Below are 18,354 nucleotides of genomic sequence, written 5' to 3'. Positions count from 1 at the left end.
TTAATACTGGTTAATCCTTAGATTCAAGCCCTGAGCTAAAAGGATAGTGACTGCGCCATGCTTCAAAGCCACCATCCATACTGTATACCTCTTCAAAACCCTGATGAATTAAGTATTGTGCGGCTTGTTGGCTACTAATACCGTGATAACAGCATACAACCACGGGTGTATCGAACTCGTTTTCGTTCATAAAATTCACCAAACTACCGTTAGTTAGGTGAAATGAACCGGGTATATGACCAAGCTCAAAGGACTGTTCATCTCTGATATCTACGATTTTAATCTCCCCCTTATCTAGGCGTTGCTTGGTTTGCTCTGGCGAGATACGTTCAAATTGTTCCATGTAGAAGCCCTTTTGTTAAATTTTACTAAGCTAGGCCAATCCAAGGCACTAGGAAATATTTAGGTGACTCTATATTGTAGGTTTTAGCGAGCCAAGTAGCATGTTCAACTACATATTGTGCAATATGCGCTGTATTTGAGACTTTACAGCTTGCACCGTAATTTTTTCCATTAAATCGCTACCTTTCGCTCTCTTGCCCCAAGGTAGTTTGCGCCAGTCTTTTCCTGTTTGCGATTTTATCACTTCGTCGTATACCGAAACCGTCGTATTCTGAGACAAATACGGTCCCGTGCGCCTAGGATTACTATGCGCGTATAATCCGATCACCGGCACCCCCTGAGTTGTTGCCATATGCGCAGGACCTGTATCGGGCGCAATCACCATTCTGGCTTTTGAAAGCACCGCAAGCATTTGTTTTAAACTCGTTTTGCCTACCAAGTTCACACTCAGATGCGCGCTATGCGCTTCAATTGCTTGACTGATTTCCTTGTCTACTTTTCCGGGACCACCGCACATTACCACTGCCAAGCCTTGTTGATGTAGATAATCAACAATCGCTGCGTATCGCTCAGGTAACCAATTTCGCTCTGCCTTGGACGCGGCGGGACTTATTACGGCATACTCGCCCAAAGGAGCGATTTGTGTTTGCATCCAAGTTATATCGTCTGGTGGTACAGGTATTTGCCATTGCGGTTTTTCTAAGGGGGGTACCCCGAGTGATTCAGCAAATCCCATAAACCCTTCCAACACATGGGCGTATTTTCGAGGAGCAATTCGACGATTAGCAAACAGCCAGTGGCCTTCTTTACTGCGATGCCAATCAAACCCAACACGTTCTTTCGCTTTTATTAGCCGCGAGAGTATGTTCGCACGCAGTGCTACCTGCATAATAAATAGAACATCAAAAAGTGTATCGCCGAGCGCGGCCTGAAGAGCCTGCTTAGCTTGAGAGCCACCGTTTTTGTCGTACACAATAAAACGTACACCTGCCATACCAGACAATAGACTGTGTTCGACTTTGCCAACAATCCAAGTGATTTCTATGTCAGGCCGATGCCGTTGGATTGCATGAACCATGGCAGCAGCATGACAAACATCACCAATTGCCGATAGTCTCAGTATACATAGCTTTAAAGGTGTACCCACTCACAAGTCTCTGTTTCTGCCTATCGACTGTTAACACAGTATTGCACAGTCGTAGGATTTTACTTTTGCCCGCCATATTAACGTAAGTGCATAAAAAATAAAGTGTAAATCTTAGGTAGCACCCATCCTTAGTTAAGCGGTCTAATTTGGAAGCAAGTCTAAATAGGCCCCCGCTATTTTATCCTGATGTAACTGGGCAAAAATGGGGGGTAAGTCGCTTGTTGGGTTACTCGCAAGAATGTCATTAATTTTACTTGCTAGGGCAAGTGGGTTATCTTTTGCAACCAAGTTTGTCGATAGAGCGCCGGTTAACACTTCTCGAGGGCCATAGTCACAATCCGTCGAGATCACTTGTGTTCCGCATGCCAAGGCCTCGAGTAACACCAAAGGAAAACCTTCATAGTCGGACGCAATCACAAGTGCACTTGCATGCTTCATCCACACATAGGGGTTTGTCGCAAAGCCCGGTAGCACGAGCTGAGCATCTATCTGAAATTTGCGGCCAAGCTTTTGTAGTTTTTTAGTAGACGCACTCAAACAAACCAAAGGAATATCTCCATCCACATGTTTCATTGCCTGAAAAAGCACATCATGCCGCTTCGCCTTTGCAGCACGCCCCACATGCAAAATGTAGCGACTCGGCATCTCTTTCGGTTTGGGCGCATTAGCGAGGTCTTGTATCTGAGACACATCGACGGGATTATAAATTTGCTTGACTGATTTCGGTGTAAATAGCGACGTTCGTTCCAGAGCCTGCGCAAGCCCCTTAGATACAGCAACCAAATGTTTTCCAGTGAGACCTTTGAGTATTCTGCGCATGTAAACATACTTTATTGGCCCCATTTTTATCTCTCTAGCCAACTCGCTATTAAAATCGTTATGAATAACATAGTGGCAATTTTTAAAATCACAGGCTTGCGCAAGGCGATAGGATTCGTACAAGTTGACCAAGAACAAATCAAAAGCATGCGTTTTTTCTTGTTCAATAACAGCGTGCTTCAAGTATTTCACTAAGGTTTTTCGGTTAAACCATCCGCGAATAGGCTTTTTGTAGTCTTGAAAAGGAAACACAATACTCAAGCCCTCTGGCAGTGAGTAAGCCACATGTTTCTTGAGTGCAAAAATACTGACGATATGGCCTTGGGCTATAAAGCTCTCTGCCAAGTTTAGCATAACTTTTTCCGCACCACCGCCCGTTAAGGAGTCAATAATAATGGCAATTTTTTTCATTTATTTGTACAGCTCTGGTATGGTGATGCACACTCAATTTAACGCATATTTGGCATGACCTTACAGATAGAAAGATCTAAATGCAACGGACGGCAGGAATTCATTGTTCGCAGTAAACTAGCACTAGATATTGCCGTAAACGCCCAACATTTTGACCCTTGCTACCTGCGGGCGAACAAGTTAGTGCAAAACACTCGCTCCGGGCGGGGATCAGTCTACTTTTTCCCGATTGACGATACCCAAGTGGTGCTTAGGCACTACCGACGCGGAGGGTTGGCTGCCAAGATATCGCAAGACAAGTTTTTTGGCAGCGATATAAAAAGCTCAAGAGTGTATCAAGAGCTCAAACTACTGATGTACTTACAGGAACAAGGGCTGCCCGTTCCCCATCCAATTGCAGGCAGAGTTGTCCAAGAGCATTTGTTTTACACCGCAGACATCATTACGCAGGCCATTGCGGATACCGAAGAATTACATATGTATTTGCAGTATCAAGCATTACCCAGTCACAAGTGGCAAGAGCTTGGCAAAATTGTAAAAAAAATGCATTCAATGGGTGTATGTCATGATGACCTGAATGTCAAAAACGTGTTAGTGGACAAGCATCTGTCGATGTATTTAATCGACTTTGATAAATGCTATATCCGCAAAGGGGAGAGTTGGAAAACAGATAATTTATCTCGTTTTCGCCGCTCACTGGATAAGCACAAAAATAAACTCGGCGTACACTACCATTTTGATCCGCTACACTGGTCAAGTTTTATCGAAGGTTACCACGCAACACTATAAAATTGACTGCTCTTTATTGCTGAATTTGAGAAGTATTCGACTCTTCACCTCGCAAGAACATGGCTTGCTTGCAGGCAAAGACATTAAGCGGATGCTCAGCTTGGTAATAGTAGAAAACGCGATCGGGTTGCAAAACAACAGGCGATTGAAAATTCGCATAGTGTTTAGCCGCATTTAGCGTAAGACAGTACGCGTGAGAGCCAGATAGACGACCCGCGCGATAGAAGTCTGTGTTGTAATCTTGCATAAGCATATTATTAATTAAGCTAAGCGGTACCTTTTGCCAGTTAGAAATGCCCAACTTGTGATACAACTTGTATAAGCCCTGTTTTAAATACGATGTGACACTCTCGTAGTGACAATCGTAATAGTCAAACAAAACCACGTCCCAGTTAGTCGACAGTGTCGACATGCGCTCGGTAAAATGCTTGAGCACGTCAACATTAGGTATTGCATCATCTTCAAATATTAATACGCGAGATAAGTTTTTTGCCAACATATGCTCATATATGCTTCGATGAGAAGACGCACAAGCATACTCTGCTAAGGTCATTGAGCGATGAGTGCGTTTTATGTTGCGGTGCTTCTCGTCATCGTAGTATCGCGTATCAGACAGAATAGAAGGATCAAGTTTGTTTTTGTCCGTGGCCGGCCAAAACGCATAGTTTAGACCCTCCATATGTTTTTTGATGCTATTTTGACGGGCTTCAGCTTGCTCCATAGTGATCACAAATATCGCGTCAAAATAAGTGTTTAGTGGCGAAAAAAAACTCGCTTGTTTATTATTAGTATGCATATTGTGCTTTTATATAAATCAAAGAGTCGGTTTGTGAGTCTTCTGGCAAATCTCGCTTAGCGAGGCTAGCACCTGCCTTTACAAGCCATTTACCAAAGGGTTGCTGGTAAAAACCCGAAAGCTCAACAAGTGCTTCTTTATTGCTGTCAGTGAGTACTGGGGATGGCCGAGTGCCATCGTTGTTCAACTGGACATCTCTAAGCAGTAACTCCGCCACGGCACCGTTATCAAATCTAAAATTGGCGCCAAATGTTATTTGCTTTGCATCACTATCAAAGGTACTGCCTATTGCTCGACTGTACGCGCGGTAACCCGACTGATATGTACCATTTTCATAATAGCAATTCAGGTTTGTTGTTACGTTACCGTCACAATTAACCTGAGTATCGCTGGTTTCGACAAACAGTTTTACACCATAAAGGTAGCTTGAGATACCAAACAAATTGGCATTGTCTGTAATGCGATAAGTGTCAACCGAGTCTTCGCCTATGCGCTGAATATAAAACGACACAGGGCGAGCAAACAAATGCGTTGTATAACTCAAGTCAAAACCCGCTAAATGATTCCCTCGCTTTGTTAACTGCGCGTCTGTGCAAATACCCGACTCCCGAATACACACACTTTGAAAAGTCACCGCTTCAATAAACGAATCCAAGCTTTCATCTTGCCCTTCTCCTCCCCACATCAATGCCCACGATGCACCAAGTTCTAAGCCCTTAATTGGACGAGCGGTAAAACGATTTAATAGAATTTTAGCCTTGGGTACTGCCCTGTTTTTTTCTAACTGCCCGAATTGCGAGCTTAAATACCAAGGTCCAAGCCAAGATAACCAAGGATGCGTTGATGCCGCGGTGGTTGAGCGTGAAAAAGCCAAGGATTTAATAGGACGTGCATTGTTAGACAAAATCAAGCTGCTCGATTGTGCGGGTCCCCAAAATTGATCAATCGATCCTAGGCGAAAATTCCAATCACCTAGTTGATAGGCAATAAAGCTGTTGTCCAGATTTCGCTCCCCGCCCTTTGCATAATTTACATTGACCTGCGCAGACCAAGCGCCAGCATATAGCTCAGTCGTTATGCTGGCTTTAGCGGTATTGTCCACTCCGTCGTCTAGACTGCGAAAGCGAGGGATTTCAGAGGCCGCCTGAAAGCTTAAATACTGACGAGTTTTAGCTTGTTTTTGTAGCGAAAGATAGTGCTGTAAACGAAGCAATGCTTGTGTAGGGCGATATGGTAAGCCTTCTGTCGATAGTGCCTCGAGTTGTGCAGATATACCACGCCAAGGGATCGGATATGTATTTGCCGTGGCATCTAAATAGCCCCATTCAACCAAGGTTTGTAGATCGTAATGTAACTGTTTGTCGATTGTCCCTACCCAAGGAGAAGCCACAAGGGCTCGTGACAAAATCAACAAACTAATAGCAACAAAGTAAGCAAAAAACCGAATCAGCATTGCATCCTTTCATAAAAATCATGTATAACATGCGCGATCATATATCAAAACATTGTTTTCAGCAGTGTTTTTATGTGGATCATTGCCAAATATCTAGACAAGCAAACAGGAAAGCGCAATGGCACAGAACAAAGCAATTTACCCCGGTACGTTCGATCCTATTACAAATGGTCATGCCGACTTAATCGAACGGGCTTCAAAAATGTTTGCCGATGTTTTGGTGGCAGTTGCGTACAACCCCAATAAAAAGCCACTGTTTTCATTGGAAGAGCGCGTAGAATTAGTCACAAGCGTAGTGAGTCATTTGCCCAATGTCACCGTAAAAGGCTTCACGGGTTTATTGGCAGACTTAGCCAAACAAGAACAAGCGAATGTGTTAATAAGGGGCTTACGCGCCGTATCGGATTTTGAATATGAATTTCAGTTGGCTAACATGAATCGCCGTCTAAATCCTGATTTGGAAAGTGTATTTTTAACGCCTTCAGAAGAAAATTCATTTATCTCTTCCACTCTAGTCAAAGAAGTAGCCTTACACCGAGGCCGCGTGGATGAATTTTGCGCCCCTGTTGTGATGAAGGCTTTACTCAATAAGTTACCAAAATCTAAGTAATTGCCCTGAACTTGGGATGATCATTATTCATCGAGAGTACGCTCTGCTTTTTAGGTAGTTTTTATACTTGAAGGTGAACTGATGTAACAACCGTCTGAAACGCCTTTTTTTCACATGTTTTCGATTTTGTACTTGCGTAATATCGCTTGCAATATCGGTTTTTGGCGAAAAGGGAAAAGGCACTAGCCCAATAACTTCTATATTCCGTTCCCACCAATATTGAATATCTACATCTACTGGACGACCGAAACTCTGTGAGCTTTCCAGTAACTTTTTTGCGCCTTCGTAACTGACAATTTGAGCACAAGTCCCTGCTGGAATCTTGCTAAATCTTACCACACAACCCTTACCAATAGACTTAACAATTTTTACCTTCCTCTCTCTATTTTGGTAGTTTGACAACTTAATATAGTCAAACGAACAGTCTAGACTCAGAAAATGGTCGACCACGCTTAAATCAGTCTGGATGTTAAAATCATCCTCAAGAATCAATGCATAGGGAAGACGTCTGTCAACGATACTCTGCCAAGCTTTCCGATGACTCAAGTAGCAACCGATTTCTCCGGGTGTCAAAGGCTTGTAGTATTCTCTTAAGTTTTTTTCGCATGAGTAATACTCATTGAGTTCGGCTTCAGACAAAGCGCCGCCATTTACCGCAGAAATTCTCTCAAAGCCTAAACCCATCGACGCAAGTTGATTGCTAGATGACTGTAAACGAGCTTCAGAAGCATCTAAATTGATTAGAAATATTTGTAATTCTTGATTCATACAGACAGTCTATTTTCTTCTTTTCTAACGCTTATCTTTGACAATGTGCACAAAAAAACGTATTTCGTTGACCAATGGTTTTAGATTTAATGGTGCTTTCACATACTTCACAAGGCTCCCCCGCTCTTCCGTAAACATTTAAATGCTGAGCAAAGTACCCTGGCTTCCCATCCGCTTGAGCAAAGTCTTTTAAGGTTGTGCCTCCCTGTTCAATTGCCTTTACTAAAACTTGTTTAATATTTTCTGCTAACACTTGATAACGTTTGCGACTAATTCGACCGGCTGCACGTCTTGGATCAATACCCGACAAAAACAGGGATTCATTTGCATATATGTTGCCGACTCCAACAACGACAGCATTGTCCATGATAAAAGATTTTACTGGACTTTGTTTCGACCTTGATAAACTAAATAGGCGTTCACCAGAAAAGTCTTCTGTTAGAGGCTCTGGGCCAAGGTTTTGTAATAAAGGTGAAGGAGGCTCATTTGTTCCTTGCCAAAGACAACTGCCAAACCGTCTAGCGTCATTCAATACCAATTTTTTACCCGAACTAAGGCATATCTCTATATGGTCATGTTTTTGTCGAGGTAGCACGGTATCGACGACTCGCATTTTTCCAGACATACCTAAATGCAGCATAATGTTGCCCGCAGAAGTATGTAAGAACAAATATTTTGCGCGCCTGGACACCTTTTCGATTGCTAGGCCTTCAGCGCGCTGAATGTCACTTGGTACTGGCCATCTAAGCTTTGGTTGATGAACCAATATCTGAGCGATTTTTTGCCCCTCGATGTGAGGCGAAATTCCAAGTCTGGTTACTTCTACTTCGGGTAATTCTGGCATTTTATCCGTTCTGTTAGTCTTCGCGTTATGATTGCTTGTTCGAAATTGTATTCGGATCTAGGGAAGTAATTGTGCGACAGTGGGAAAGTCTAAAACATAGTACTTAGATTCATGCACAATGTATGTGTATTCTTGAATCGTTTTTATGCTAAATACTAAGCCATTTTTCTGCCCTGCCACCCATACACTGACAATATGATCCGATGGATAAAAATCCTCAGCATTTAGCTGCTCGAAAGGGAGACGCATTAAGGCATTTTCCCAAGCACTTACAATTTCTCCAACATGCTCACTACTGAGTGAGTCCGTTAAATCTGCTGCGTTTGCTACAACCCGCCACCCTGTACCAACTCTCTCAAATCTAATTTGATCAATTTGAATACTTAAAACGACTGCGCCCTCTGGCAATACAGGCATCACCGCTAATTCGCCCTCGCCAAAAAATTTGTCCCAATTTAACACCGCAATCAATATTAGCATTGAGAATATTAAAACGTTATTCCAAGCTTTTTGAGACAGACGACGCATCACAAACCATCCACAATATCTAAATATCGAATTCGATAATCTACCATTACATCAGATTAAAGGCATTAAAAAACCCAGCAACAAGCTGGGTTTTTATTGGAGACAAAGCCACTCACGATGTGAGTGCAAGCAAAAACTTACTTGATTTTTGCTTCCTTAAACATCACGTGCTTACGGACTTTAGGATCATATTTTTTAATCTCCATTTTGCCCGGCATATTCCGTTTGTTCTTATCTGTGGTGTAGTAAAAACCAGTACCAGCAGACGAAACTAATTTAATTTTATCACGCATGATAGTATTCCTTAGATTTTCTCACCACGAGCACGCATGTCAGATAACACTGAATCAATGCCCTTTTTATCGATGATACGCATACCTTTAGTAGATATACGAAGTTTAACGAAGCGATTTTCGCTTTCAACCCAAAAACGATGGGTCTGTAAATTTGGTAGAAAACGACGACGAGTCGCGTTTCTTGCGTGCGAGCGGTTGTTACCAACAGCTGGACGCTTTCCAGTAACTGCACATACTCTAGACATTTTTGTCTCCATAACAACTAGTTTGCCGTTTAAGTTCGGCAAACATACTTTGCCGTTAAACGCGGTTAATTAAGAGGGCGCATTTTATACAGCATCTTAGGCCAAAATACAATCTAAATTTGAATTAGTTTGCTTAAATTGGCCAAAGTGAGCCTAAATGCGACCACAAGAAACGCAATTACCAATAAAAATTACAACAGACCCCGCTGAGCAAATGATGTCGCTTGACTATCACCCACGACAAAATGATCAAGCACAATAATATCAACCAAGGCCAAGGCTTGCACAATTTTTTCCGTGATGTATTTATCTGCTTGACTAGGCTCCGTGTGTCCGCTGGGGTGGTTATGAGCGAGAATGACGGCCGCCGCATTGTCCTCAAGGGCTTGTTTAACTATTTCGCGTGGGTACACGGCGGCACTGTCAATCGTGCCTGAAAACATCTCTCGGTATGCAATTAATTGATGCTGACTATCAAGCATGAGCACCACGAAAACTTCTCGAGACTTATCCCTAAGTTGAGAGATAAGGTATTGTGAAGCCTGTTCAGCCTTTGTGAAGCTTTGTTCCCTAATCATCATTTCGGTCATACTTCTACGATGAAGCTCAAGGCTAGCCTGCAACAATACGTAACGCGCTAGACCCACACCTTTAGTCGCTAGCAAACGCTTTTTTGAAGCTGTCATAATGTTTCTTAGTGAGCCAAAGTCCTCAAGCGCTTGCCTTGCCAGCGACACCGCATCCATATCTTTAGTGCCTGTATTGATAAATATCGCCAATAGCTCGGCGTCACTCAGTTTATCAGCACCATGGTGCAACAATTTTTCGCGCGGCCTTTCTTGGATAGGCCAATGTGTAATTTTCATGTTTCCATCCTTGGTAAACAATGGTTTAATTATGCCCACTGTTAAATAGAGCGGTAGTGTCTACCCTAAAAGAACAATATGCAACTTGAACAAAAGAACGTTTTATTAGGTATTAGTGGCGGAATTGCCGCTTATAAAACGCCAGATTTGGTTCGCAAAATAAAAGCACAAGGCGCTAATGTACGCGTAATGCTGACCGAATCCGCCTCACATTTTGTGAGTACTTTGGCTTTACAAGCTGTCTCTGGTGAAAAAGTGAGCACTCACTTGCTTGATGAAGACGCAGAGTTAGGTATGGGGCACATAGAGCTAGCACGTTGGGCGGATATTTTTCTTGTTGCACCTGCCACCGCCAATACCATTGCAAAATTAACACATGGTATTGCAGATGATTTACTCACTACACTTGCGCTAGCAACCACAGCACCGTTGTTGGTTGCACCTGCCATGAATCAACAAATGTGGGCAGCAAAAGCAACCGTCGATAACATTGCGACACTCACCGATCGCGGCGCGGTAATGCTTGGCCCTGCTGCAGGGGAACAAGCGTGTGGGGATGTAGGTTACGGCAGAATGCTTGAGCCAGAGGAAATTGTCGCCGCATTGGACAGTTTTGCCTCAATTAATATGGCAGATACTCAAACTATAATGGGTGAAGAAAACGCCAACAAGTTCTTCTCTGGTATGAACATTATGATTACCGCAGGCCCGACACGAGAAGCCATTGATCCCGTTCGATACATCAGCAACCACAGTTCAGGGAAGATGGGCTATGCAATAGCATACGCCGCATCGCAACTTGGCGCTAAGGTAACCTTGGTGAGTGGTCCCGTTAATATCCCTCCTCCCGAGCAGGTAGAGGTAGAATCTGTTGTAAGCGCACAAGAGATGTATGATGCTGTGATGGGTGATATCGCTTCACAGGATATTTTTATTGCTTGCGCGGCTGTAGCCGACTATCGCGTAGACAACGCAAGTGATCAAAAAATGAAGAAAAACAAGGATCAAGGTCTGACACTTTCCTTCACACAAAATCCAGATATCTTAAAGTCTGTCGCAGCACTTGAAAATGCGCCGTTTACCGTCGGTTTCGCAGCAGAAACACAGGATGTTGTGCAGTATGCAAAAAGTAAGTTAGAAAGAAAAAAACTGAACATGATTGCTGCAAATGATGTATCAAAACCAGGATTAGGCTTTAACTCTGATAAAAATGCGCTTATAGTCATTACGCCCAATACAAAATTCGATCTTGTTCAAGCTAGTAAAGACTCACTTGCACTCAGTCTATTAAAACTAGTAGAACAAGAATACAAAGCAACACAGAAGTCGAGATAAATACACTATGCCTGCAACCAAAAAACCCAACAGAAAGGCTCAAATACTCCAAGCCCTTGCAGGTATGTTAGAAACAAACAATGGGCAACGCATTACCACCGCAAAATTAGCGGAAAACGTAGGTGTATCAGAAGCCGCCCTTTATCGGCACTTTCCTTCAAAGGCGCGTATGTTTGAAGGCCTCATCGAATTCATCGAAGAAACGCTTTTTTCAAGAATTAATAAAATTGTGGCCGAAGAAAAAGATGCAGCCAACCGCTGTCAGTTAATTCTGCACCTCCTCTTGGGTTTTGCGGAAAAAAACCCAGGCATTACTCGTATTCTCAATGGCGATGCATTGACCGGTGAGCAAGAACGCTTGCGCGAGCGCATTGCCCAGTTGTTTGATCGCATAGAAGTGCAACTCAAACAAATTTTGCGCGAGAAAAAACTGAGAGAAGGCAAAGCATCTGTTATAGACGAAAGTGTGTTGGCAAACATACTCGTCTGCTTTGTGGACGGTCGAATTAATCAGTTTATCCGCAGTAAATTTGATCGCAAACCCACATACCAATTTGGCGAACATTGGTCCGCCATCAAAAACAACTTCTTTTAAGAAACACACGCCACCTTATCTACAAATAAAGTGGCCATCTCTTTTAACGATCCGTCAGATGCTTACCAAAGGTTTTACCAAAGAAGCTATCGCGATACCAAGCGGGTTTTGCATCTTGGTTGGCTAGCTCTAAGCCTATTTCGAAGTTGACGCGTGTAAATGTATCCGCTGCTTTCCACACAAAAGCTTGACTCATATCATCAGAGGGCTTGTGATAATTTGTCGCAAGGAAGTTATTGAGTACTTGGCTACCATCAATATCGGGCGTTTTGGACTCAATACCTGTGACTAAAAAGATCGCCGGTACACCTTGTTTAACAAAAGAGTAGTGATCAGAGCGCGTAAATAAATTAAGCTTCGGCCAGGGATCTGGGGTCAATTTGATTCCAGCATTTTGCGTTGCATTGTTTACCGACTCACCCATGGTGCTGTGCGACGCGCCGAAGGCAATCACATCAGCGAATTCGTAAGTTAACAACGGCATATCCAAATTTACGTTGGCGACCATCTCTCCGTTTATCGTTGGGTTTTGTGCAAAGTAGTCCGCGCCTAGCAAGCCTTTTTCCTCTCCGGTGACAGCGAGGAACAAGATCGAACGCTTAGGCCTTTCTGGTAAATTGGCAAACAAGCGTGCGGTTTCTAGCATTACCGATACCCCACCTGCATTATCCATAGCACCATTATTAATGCGGTCTTTTTTTACTGATTTGGCGATACCAATATGATCTGAGTGTGCGGTAAATACGATAAATTCGTCTTTTAAAATCGGATCACTGCCTTCAAGAATACCTGCCACATTTGGGCTACTTAAGTCATCGTGCGTAGACTGGTAAGATAAATCTACAGACAGAGGTAAATCAAAGCCCTTAGGCGATTTATCTTCCTCTAACTCGGCAAAAATATCTTCTAAGCTTCTAGGCGCATCTTTAAATAAGCGCTTGCCCGATGCCAAGTTCAAATACGCCCCCGCTTTGAGTTCTGGCCACACGTTTCCGGGCACGCCATCTTCGCCAAGCCAGCGCATACTGGGCACGTGAATATAAGATAGTGAGCGTTGATAAGGACGCACTTCTTCGTTTGACGGTGTTTGCAAGGAAATAATACCCACCGCTCCTCTTGCAACCGCATATTTACGTTTTTGTGTAGTAGACGCGATATGCGCGCCTTCTTCAGAGGGGAAAGAAGCAGGCTTACCACTCAACATCACAACGACCTTTCCTTCCACATCTATATCTTTGTAGTCATCGTGATTAAGTTCTTCAGACACAATACCATAGCCAACAAACACGAGTGGCGCGCTTACCGCCGCATCTGTATACACAGAATTTGGCCCCACTAAAAAGTCTTTAGGGTAGTCCAAAGAAAAGCCATTTTCTCCAACAAAAGATAAACTCGGTGATTCTTGAACGAGCAAACTTTTGCGAAACTTAATCCGCTGAAAATAGCTCTGCTCTTTTCCACCGGCTTGTAAACCATACTTTTTAAATTCGGTGGCGATATACAATGAAGCCAGCTCATGACCGTTTGAACCTGTATCTCGCCCTTCCAACAAGTCGTCGGCTAAAAAGCTCATATGACCTTTGATATTTGCAATACTCGGTACAAGTGATGGGCTGTGTATTGTGCTGTCGGGCTGATTGTCAGTCGCGCTGCAAGCAAGCAGTGTACTCAGCACACTGCTGACCACCGCAATTTTTAATGATTTTTTATTTATAAAATTCAATTTGAAATCTCTATCGTTAAGGTGTTTCGGTGAGGCAAGAGCTTATGTGAATAAGAATGTATATGCTCTCGTGTTTATTTATACCACAATTGTGCTTGCCGTCCGACTAAACTTAGGCTTAACTTTAGATTCTGCCAGTAATATAAATATAAGGCGGCTGATGCCCAGAAAACCGAAGTATAGACTCGATTTAGTTTTTGAATATGCAATACCTGTAGCACTCAAACACGGGTATCGCGGATGCAGTATGCAAGACTTGCTCACAAAAACGGGCTTCAATCGACGTGCTTTTTATTTAGAATTTGGTAACAAGCAAGGATTTTATGAAGCCTTAACCAAACATTATATCACTCAATATTTACAGCCCTTAGAGACACATTTGCAACAAAGCGAGCATGCACATTCAGATATCTCTAACTATTTTTTGGCATACGAAAAACTCATTGTTAACAAAGGGTGTTTACTCATCAATCTATTGCTAGAAATGGGAAAGCAGAGTAAAGCGATTCAACATGCGGGAAGGCAACATTACGACCGCTTACAACAGCTGTTTATCAGCGTACTCGAGCGAGCAAAAGAGCACGGTCAGCTCGCCACCTCGGTAGATATTGAGCGCGAAGCCTTGCAATTGAGCTTTTTAACACAAGGCTTTGCCGTTTCGACAGCCCTAGAGCAAGGAAAAGAGGATATAAAAACCGTGGTGGATGCTTTATTCTCGACTTAAGGCTTTGCTTAATCTGCCTAGCACTTTACAATATAGAAAGTAATGATATGCCGTTAATCGTTATGTTTCCCTTGGCTGACGTAACGCAAACACATTATTTCTTTTCGAAACAAAACTAATATAGGTAAACCAGACGCATGAGCAACAAATCCCCAATATATCGCATTCAGTTTATCAGCAATGGGGAACGCTACGAATTATACGTTCGAGAGCTAGTCACAAGCAGTATTTTTGGCTTTATAGAAATTGGCGATTTTGTTTGGGATAACCACACTGAGTTAGTACTCGATCCTAGCCATGAAAAACTAAAAGACGAATTTGCTGATGTCGAGCGAACTTACGTCCCCATGCATCATGTGCTTCGTATTGACCAAGTAGAAAAACAAGGCAGTGCCAAAATCACGCAATTGTCGGATAAAGTTACGGCCTTAAATACACCTATCTATACGCCAAAAAAATAACGGACGCTTTTCTACTCCTTGCAGAAACGCCAATCCGTGCCAGTAGTAATAGGCAACTAAAAGAATAAAGGGAAGGTTATGTGCACATATCAGCGGGTGAGCTGGGGCTATTGGCTTAAAGTCCTAATTTCATTTTTTACTGGCATTGTATTGGTTGTGTGCACGGCTTATGCATCGCCAAATACACACACATCATTTACAAAAAATGAGGCATTTTCTCAACTACTCGACGAGATATGGGAATATGAATTGACTGAGTTTCCCAGTTTAGCTCGTAGCCAAAACTTGCGTCCAAGCGCTCCAATCATTGACATTTCACCTGAGGCGATTCGACTTCGGGAGAAAAACTTCACAGACTATTTAACACAGCTCAATGAACTTACTGAGAGCACATTAAACGATTCAGAAAAAATCAGCTTGTATATGCAACGCTATCGCTTGCAAAATTACCTTGACGAAATCACTTACAAAGCATTTAGAGTTCCGCTCACTTCTGAGTATGGCTTTCATAGCAGTGTGGCATCTACCGCCAGCAACTTTCAAGTTTCAACGCCACAAGATATCAGAGATTATGTTGCATTTTTACAAGCGATACCCGCTTATTTTTCGCAAAACATTGCATATATGAAGGCAGGCTTAGCCACCGGCCACGTACAACCAAAAGCAGTACTGCAAGCATATGAAGAGAGCATTTCCCCTTATACACAAGAAAATTATAAAGAACATCCATTCTTAAATCCTATAATTAGTTATGGTGAAAAGAAATTAACCCACCAAGAGTTAGACGCAATTGTACAAGCTATAAAAAGCGCAGCGAAGGCATACGAAGACTTCTATGATTTTTTCGTCAACGAATACCGACCTAATGCTAAAAATAATATTGCTGCCACGTCTTGGCCTGCTGGTAAAGCGTATTACGAAAATCGTATTCGCTATTACACGACGAGCGACTTATCCGCAAAAGAGATACATAAAATTGGCATAGAGGAAGTCAGCAGAATTCGTAGCGAGATGAAAAGTATTGTAGAGGGGCTCAACTTTGATGGCGATATCTCAGACTTTATTCGTTTTTTACGCACCGATTCACGTTTTTATGCGAGTACACCCAAAGAACTTATTGTGACGGCCTCATACATAGCGAAACAAATGGATGCAAAACTGCCTCAACTGTTTTACAAAATGCCGCGTACACCCTACGGCGTAGCCCCTGTACCGGATAGTATTGCTCCTAAATATACGACTGGACGTTATATCTCTCCTCGGCGAGACGATCAACCCGGATATTACTGGGTAAATACATATGCACTGGACAAGCGGCCTAAATACGCCTTACCCGCCTTAACCTTACACGAAGCAGTACCTGGGCATCATTTTCAAATTTCTTTAGCTGCCGAAATGGATGACTTACCAAATGTAAGACGCTCAACTTACATATCCGCTTTCGGTGAAGGATGGGGCTTGTATGCCGAATTTTTAGGGCTAGAAGTAGGCATGTATGAGGATCCTTACGATAATTTTGGTCGCTTGAGCTACGAAATGTGGCGAGCATGTCGCTTAGTCGTTGATACTGGTATGCATGTATTTGGCTGGACTAGAGAAGAGGCACTCAACTACATGCTGGAAAATACAGCTTTGAGTGAGCACAACGTGAGGACTGAGATTGATAGGTATATTTCGTGGCCAGCACAAGCGCTTTCTTACAAAATCGGTGAGATCAAAATTAAATCTTTACGTAATCAGGCAGAGCAAGCCTTAGGGAAAAACTTCGATCTTCGCGCATTTCACGATGCAATACTCGCCAATGGCTCCGTCCCGCTTTTTGTGCTTGAAAAACAGATACAGGCTTTTATCGATACTAAACGCTAGTTGTACCCAGCCCTCAAGTTGGTCTTTCAACGCTTGTGCGGGATAATTCGGTGCTTCTCGGTATATTGGTGCCACATCCTTTGCAACTGTGTCTCTCTTTGCTAGGGCAAATATGTGTCGATTACTGGATATGTTAGGCTTAGTGGCCGACTGTTCAGCGCATTATACCTATCGGTCAACTTACGGTAGCCCGAACACCTGAACCATGAAACTATATCCACTTATTTACGAGCAAGGTATACTGTCACAATGAATGAAAAAACAAACGAGATGACGACAATGAACGTGGCCAAATCTGAAGTGCAGCACATACTCAATAATATGCCCGATGAATGCGATATCGAAGACTTACATTACCGGCTTTATGTGCTTGAAAAAATAAAGCGTGGTCAAGCAGCGGTAGAAAACGGCGAGACGCTTACGCAAGATGAAGTAAGAAGTAGAATCGCGCAAAAATGGCAAAAATAACCGGCAAACTTCATTGGTCTCAAGCCCCCTCTGTCAGGATCTGTCTCTTGATCACATCTCATTTAGTTGAGATTGCATAAAAACAGCCCCATCAAGCATTTGGGTTAACGAAAACCAACCCTTGTATAAGGCAACAATTCCGGTTCGTTTGCTATCGTACCATCCACCTAGTTTGGCAAACGCATAATACGCCCAATGAAGTGAAGGAGGCCTTGTTGGTACCTTTTTATTTTCTGTCTTTGCCCATAATATTTTCCATTCAAGAGCGCTGAAATATTGTTCGCAACTTGTTGACTTTACTTGGCCTGACGATATAAGTCCAACTCTTCTTCGGTAATGATTTTAGCGGGTCGTTTGAGCCAAGCGTAATAAGCACTTCGACTCACCTTCATTACTTTGCAAAGCTTAGCGATTGGATACGTCGCTGAGAGTTGCTTAATCGTTTCAAACGTTACTTGGTTTCCTTTAGCAGGAGGGCACTGGCTTTTTTTAGGATGTCTTTTTCCATCCTTAGCTCTTTGTTTTCCTTGCGCAGCCTTACCAACTCCGCTCGTTCATCCGCACTTAAACTCGCACCTGATTGCTCTGCTTCAAACTTAGCTTTCCAGTTATAAAGCAGCTTATCTGTGATGCCTAAAGACGCCGCGGCTCTAGCGACGCTGTAACCTTGCTCGGTGACAAGTGCCACGGTTTCTTGTTTGTATTCTGTTGTATAACTTCTGTTTTTTCGTTTTGTCATTTAACACCTCAACAATTGGATTATATTCCATTATTAAAGTGTCCTGTTTAATTACAGCAGATCACTCTGTTTCTGCATCAACCATAAGGACAGTATGCGCTAATATTCCCTTAGATGAGCTTTGTTTATAGACGCCAGTATGTCCAAGCTCCTTGGTGACATTATGTCGATGTATCCTCTAATGCCAGTATCATATTTGACTTCTCTAGCTCAGGTAAAATTGATGATAAACCGGCGCTAGCAATATCATTAGCCTGAATCTTATCATTGCGGAGAAAACGATATGCGCCTTCAATATTGGCCTGTGAACCAGAAGCCTCAACGATAGAACTTCCCGTATTGCTAGCCATTTGATGACTTATTTTAGTCAGCCTTTTTGTACGTCGTTCGTCACCAAGTTCCGCATGTTTGAAAAGGCGATTTGCCCATTACTTAGTATTTTTTATCAGCACAAAGATTACGCTCGCTATTTTCTTGATTGCCGATCTGATCAAACACTCTTAACAAAGTTCATTTTGAATTTAATTTA

General features: G+C 42.8%; 21 protein-coding genes and 1 pseudogene. 8 read left to right on the top strand and 14 right to left on the bottom strand.

Annotation, left to right across the window (positions count from 1 at the left end; genetic code table 11):
* Positions 1–10: 10 nt before the first annotated feature.
* The 3 genes from glpE to ACFOHL_RS15805 all read right to left on the bottom strand — a co-directional run bounded on the left by glpE (position 11) and on the right by ACFOHL_RS15805 (position 2,719).
* Positions 11–343 (bottom strand): thiosulfate sulfurtransferase GlpE, encoded by a 333-nt coding sequence (gene glpE / locus ACFOHL_RS15815; protein ID WP_376921210.1) that lies wholly within the window; start codon positions 341–343, stop codon positions 11–13.
* A 108-nt stretch (positions 344–451) separates the two neighbouring features.
* Positions 452–1,489 (bottom strand): glycosyltransferase family 9 protein, encoded by a 1,038-nt coding sequence (locus ACFOHL_RS15810; protein WP_376921209.1) that lies wholly within the window; start codon positions 1,487–1,489, stop codon positions 452–454.
* A 141-nt stretch (positions 1,490–1,630) separates the two neighbouring features.
* The gene (locus ACFOHL_RS15805; protein WP_376921208.1) at positions 1,631–2,719 is read right to left on the bottom strand and encodes a glycosyltransferase; all 1,089 of its coding nucleotides are present in this window, start codon (positions 2,717–2,719) and stop codon (positions 1,631–1,633) included.
* Between the two features lie 54 nt (positions 2,720–2,773).
* On the opposite strand from ACFOHL_RS15805, the gene ACFOHL_RS15800 reads away from it, so the two are divergent.
* A complete protein-coding gene (locus ACFOHL_RS15800) occupies positions 2,774–3,508 on the top strand; it encodes a 3-deoxy-D-manno-octulosonic acid kinase (RefSeq protein ID WP_376921207.1) in 735 nt (244 codons plus the stop codon).
* Positions 3,509–3,521: 13 nt separating this feature from the next.
* On the opposite strand, the gene ACFOHL_RS15795 is transcribed toward ACFOHL_RS15800, so the two are convergent.
* Both ACFOHL_RS15795 and ACFOHL_RS15790 read right to left on the bottom strand, forming a co-directional pair.
* Entirely contained in the window at positions 3,522–4,304 is a 783-nt protein-coding gene (locus ACFOHL_RS15795) for a glycosyltransferase family 25 protein (RefSeq protein ID WP_376921206.1), read from the bottom strand.
* Positions 4,294–5,757: a capsule assembly Wzi family protein gene (locus tag ACFOHL_RS15790; RefSeq protein ID WP_376921205.1), complete on the bottom strand. Its 1,464-nt coding sequence runs from the start codon at positions 5,755–5,757 to the stop codon at positions 4,294–4,296. Before ACFOHL_RS15790 ends, ACFOHL_RS15795 begins: the two co-directional genes overlap by 11 nt.
* A 118-nt stretch (positions 5,758–5,875) precedes the next feature.
* On the opposite strand from ACFOHL_RS15790, the gene coaD reads away from it, so the two are divergent.
* The gene (gene coaD / locus ACFOHL_RS15785) at positions 5,876–6,367 is read left to right on the top strand and encodes a pantetheine-phosphate adenylyltransferase (RefSeq protein WP_376921204.1); all 492 of its coding nucleotides are present in this window, start codon (positions 5,876–5,878) and stop codon (positions 6,365–6,367) included.
* Positions 6,368–6,394: 27 nt separating this feature from the next.
* Here the strand turns inward: coaD and ACFOHL_RS15780 are convergent, their stop codons facing one another.
* From ACFOHL_RS15780 to radC, 6 genes are all read right to left on the bottom strand, one after another.
* Positions 6,395–7,135 carry a glycosyltransferase family 25 protein gene (locus tag ACFOHL_RS15780; RefSeq protein ID WP_376921203.1) on the bottom strand — a complete coding sequence of 247 codons (741 nt, stop codon included), beginning with the start codon at positions 7,133–7,135 and terminating at the stop codon, positions 6,395–6,397.
* A 31-nt stretch (positions 7,136–7,166) separates the two neighbouring features.
* A complete protein-coding gene (gene mutM, locus ACFOHL_RS15775) occupies positions 7,167–7,979 on the bottom strand; it encodes a bifunctional DNA-formamidopyrimidine glycosylase/DNA-(apurinic or apyrimidinic site) lyase (protein ID WP_376921202.1) in 813 nt (270 codons plus the stop codon).
* Positions 7,980–8,036: 57 nt separating this feature from the next.
* Positions 8,037–8,507 carry a hypothetical protein gene (locus ACFOHL_RS15770; RefSeq protein ID WP_376921201.1) on the bottom strand — a complete coding sequence of 157 codons (471 nt, stop codon included), beginning with the start codon at positions 8,505–8,507 and terminating at the stop codon, positions 8,037–8,039.
* A gap of 137 nt (positions 8,508–8,644) precedes the next feature.
* On the bottom strand, positions 8,645–8,800 hold the full coding sequence (rpmG, locus tag ACFOHL_RS15765) for a 50S ribosomal protein L33 (RefSeq protein WP_136252789.1): 156 nt from the start codon (positions 8,798–8,800) through the stop codon (positions 8,645–8,647).
* A gap of 11 nt (positions 8,801–8,811) precedes the next feature.
* On the bottom strand, positions 8,812–9,048 hold the full coding sequence (gene rpmB / locus ACFOHL_RS15760; protein ID WP_376921200.1) for a 50S ribosomal protein L28: 237 nt from the start codon (positions 9,046–9,048) through the stop codon (positions 8,812–8,814).
* Positions 9,049–9,239: 191 nt separating this feature from the next.
* Positions 9,240–9,914, bottom strand: coding sequence for a RadC family protein (gene radC, locus ACFOHL_RS15755; protein WP_376921199.1), 675 nt, complete (start codon positions 9,912–9,914; stop codon positions 9,240–9,242).
* A gap of 78 nt (positions 9,915–9,992) precedes the next feature.
* Here radC and coaBC point away from each other — a divergent pair, with 78 nt between their 5' ends.
* Together coaBC and slmA are read left to right on the top strand one after the other, a co-directional pair.
* Complete coding sequence (gene coaBC, locus ACFOHL_RS15750; protein ID WP_376921198.1) at positions 9,993–11,249, top strand: bifunctional phosphopantothenoylcysteine decarboxylase/phosphopantothenate--cysteine ligase CoaBC; 1,257 nt, start codon at positions 9,993–9,995, stop codon at positions 11,247–11,249.
* 7 nt (positions 11,250–11,256) lie between these two features.
* Positions 11,257–11,844 carry a nucleoid occlusion factor SlmA gene (gene slmA / locus ACFOHL_RS15745; RefSeq protein ID WP_376921197.1) on the top strand — a complete coding sequence of 196 codons (588 nt, stop codon included), beginning with the start codon at positions 11,257–11,259 and terminating at the stop codon, positions 11,842–11,844.
* A 43-nt stretch (positions 11,845–11,887) separates the two neighbouring features.
* Here the strand turns inward: slmA and ACFOHL_RS15740 are convergent, their stop codons facing one another.
* Entirely contained in the window at positions 11,888–13,567 is a 1,680-nt protein-coding gene (locus ACFOHL_RS15740) for a M28 family metallopeptidase (RefSeq protein ID WP_376921196.1), read from the bottom strand.
* Between the two features lie 46 nt (positions 13,568–13,613).
* On the opposite strand from ACFOHL_RS15740, the gene ACFOHL_RS15735 reads away from it, so the two are divergent.
* The 4 genes from ACFOHL_RS15735 to ACFOHL_RS15720 all read left to right on the top strand — a co-directional run bounded on the left by ACFOHL_RS15735 (position 13,614) and on the right by ACFOHL_RS15720 (position 17,086).
* The gene (locus ACFOHL_RS15735; RefSeq protein ID WP_376921195.1) at positions 13,614–14,291 is read left to right on the top strand and encodes a TetR/AcrR family transcriptional regulator; all 678 of its coding nucleotides are present in this window, start codon (positions 13,614–13,616) and stop codon (positions 14,289–14,291) included.
* A gap of 137 nt (positions 14,292–14,428) precedes the next feature.
* On the top strand, positions 14,429–14,752 hold the full coding sequence (locus ACFOHL_RS15730; protein ID WP_376921194.1) for a DUF1820 family protein: 324 nt from the start codon (positions 14,429–14,431) through the stop codon (positions 14,750–14,752).
* A gap of 78 nt (positions 14,753–14,830) precedes the next feature.
* Positions 14,831–16,618 (top strand): DUF885 domain-containing protein, encoded by a 1,788-nt coding sequence (locus tag ACFOHL_RS15725; protein ID WP_376921193.1) that lies wholly within the window; start codon positions 14,831–14,833, stop codon positions 16,616–16,618.
* 249 nt (positions 16,619–16,867) lie between these two features.
* Complete coding sequence (locus ACFOHL_RS15720) at positions 16,868–17,086, top strand: hypothetical protein (protein WP_376921192.1); 219 nt, start codon at positions 16,868–16,870, stop codon at positions 17,084–17,086.
* 451 nt (positions 17,087–17,537) lie between these two features.
* On the opposite strand, the gene ACFOHL_RS15715 is transcribed toward ACFOHL_RS15720, so the two are convergent.
* Both ACFOHL_RS15715 and ACFOHL_RS15710 read right to left on the bottom strand, forming a co-directional pair.
* Entirely contained in the window at positions 17,538–17,825 is a 288-nt protein-coding gene (locus ACFOHL_RS15715) for a transposase (protein WP_376921191.1), read from the bottom strand.
* A gap of 161 nt (positions 17,826–17,986) precedes the next feature.
* Positions 17,987–18,241: pseudogene (locus ACFOHL_RS15710) on the bottom strand (IS4/Tn5 family transposase DNA-binding protein); the annotation flags it as partial.
* Positions 18,242–18,354 lie beyond the last annotated feature (113 nt).

This window comes from Agaribacter flavus (assembly GCF_042646125.1).
In the GTDB taxonomy this organism is placed as follows: Bacteria; Pseudomonadota; Gammaproteobacteria; order Enterobacterales; family Alteromonadaceae; genus Glaciecola; species Glaciecola flavus.
This window is presented reverse-complemented; position numbering and strand designations above follow the sequence as displayed.

Bases quoted from the DNA above. Each gene is read 5' to 3' on its own strand.
- rpmB (WP_376921200.1), bottom strand. From the start codon at position 9,048: ATGTCTAGAGTATGTGCAGTTACTGGAAAGCGTCCAGCTGTTGGTAAC.
- ACFOHL_RS15715 (WP_376921191.1), bottom strand. From the start codon at position 17,825: ATGACAAAACGAAAAAACAGAAGTTATACAACAGAATACAAACAAGAA.
- mutM (WP_376921202.1), bottom strand. From the start codon at position 7,979: ATGCCAGAATTACCCGAAGTAGAAGTAACCAGACTTGGAATTTCGCCT.
- glpE (WP_376921210.1), bottom strand. From the start codon at position 343: ATGGAACAATTTGAACGTATCTCGCCAGAGCAAACCAAGCAACGCCTA.
- ACFOHL_RS15780 (WP_376921203.1), bottom strand. From the start codon at position 7,135: ATGAATCAAGAATTACAAATATTTCTAATCAATTTAGATGCTTCTGAA.
- slmA (WP_376921197.1), top strand. From the start codon at position 11,257: ATGCCTGCAACCAAAAAACCCAACAGAAAGGCTCAAATACTCCAAGCC.
- ACFOHL_RS15720 (WP_376921192.1), top strand. From the start codon at position 16,868: ATGAATGAAAAAACAAACGAGATGACGACAATGAACGTGGCCAAATCT.
- ACFOHL_RS15725 (WP_376921193.1), top strand. From the start codon at position 14,831: ATGTGCACATATCAGCGGGTGAGCTGGGGCTATTGGCTTAAAGTCCTA.
- ACFOHL_RS15730 (WP_376921194.1), top strand. From the start codon at position 14,429: ATGAGCAACAAATCCCCAATATATCGCATTCAGTTTATCAGCAATGGG.
- ACFOHL_RS15800 (WP_376921207.1), top strand. From the start codon at position 2,774: ATGACCTTACAGATAGAAAGATCTAAATGCAACGGACGGCAGGAATTC.
- rpmG (WP_136252789.1), bottom strand. From the start codon at position 8,800: ATGCGTGATAAAATTAAATTAGTTTCGTCTGCTGGTACTGGTTTTTAC.
- coaD (WP_376921204.1), top strand. From the start codon at position 5,876: ATGGCACAGAACAAAGCAATTTACCCCGGTACGTTCGATCCTATTACA.
- ACFOHL_RS15770 (WP_376921201.1), bottom strand. From the start codon at position 8,507: ATGCGTCGTCTGTCTCAAAAAGCTTGGAATAACGTTTTAATATTCTCA.
- ACFOHL_RS15805 (WP_376921208.1), bottom strand. From the start codon at position 2,719: ATGAAAAAAATTGCCATTATTATTGACTCCTTAACGGGCGGTGGTGCG.
- ACFOHL_RS15795 (WP_376921206.1), bottom strand. From the start codon at position 4,304: ATGCATACTAATAATAAACAAGCGAGTTTTTTTTCGCCACTAAACACT.
- ACFOHL_RS15790 (WP_376921205.1), bottom strand. From the start codon at position 5,757: ATGCTGATTCGGTTTTTTGCTTACTTTGTTGCTATTAGTTTGTTGATT.
- coaBC (WP_376921198.1), top strand. From the start codon at position 9,993: ATGCAACTTGAACAAAAGAACGTTTTATTAGGTATTAGTGGCGGAATT.
- radC (WP_376921199.1), bottom strand. From the start codon at position 9,914: ATGAAAATTACACATTGGCCTATCCAAGAAAGGCCGCGCGAAAAATTG.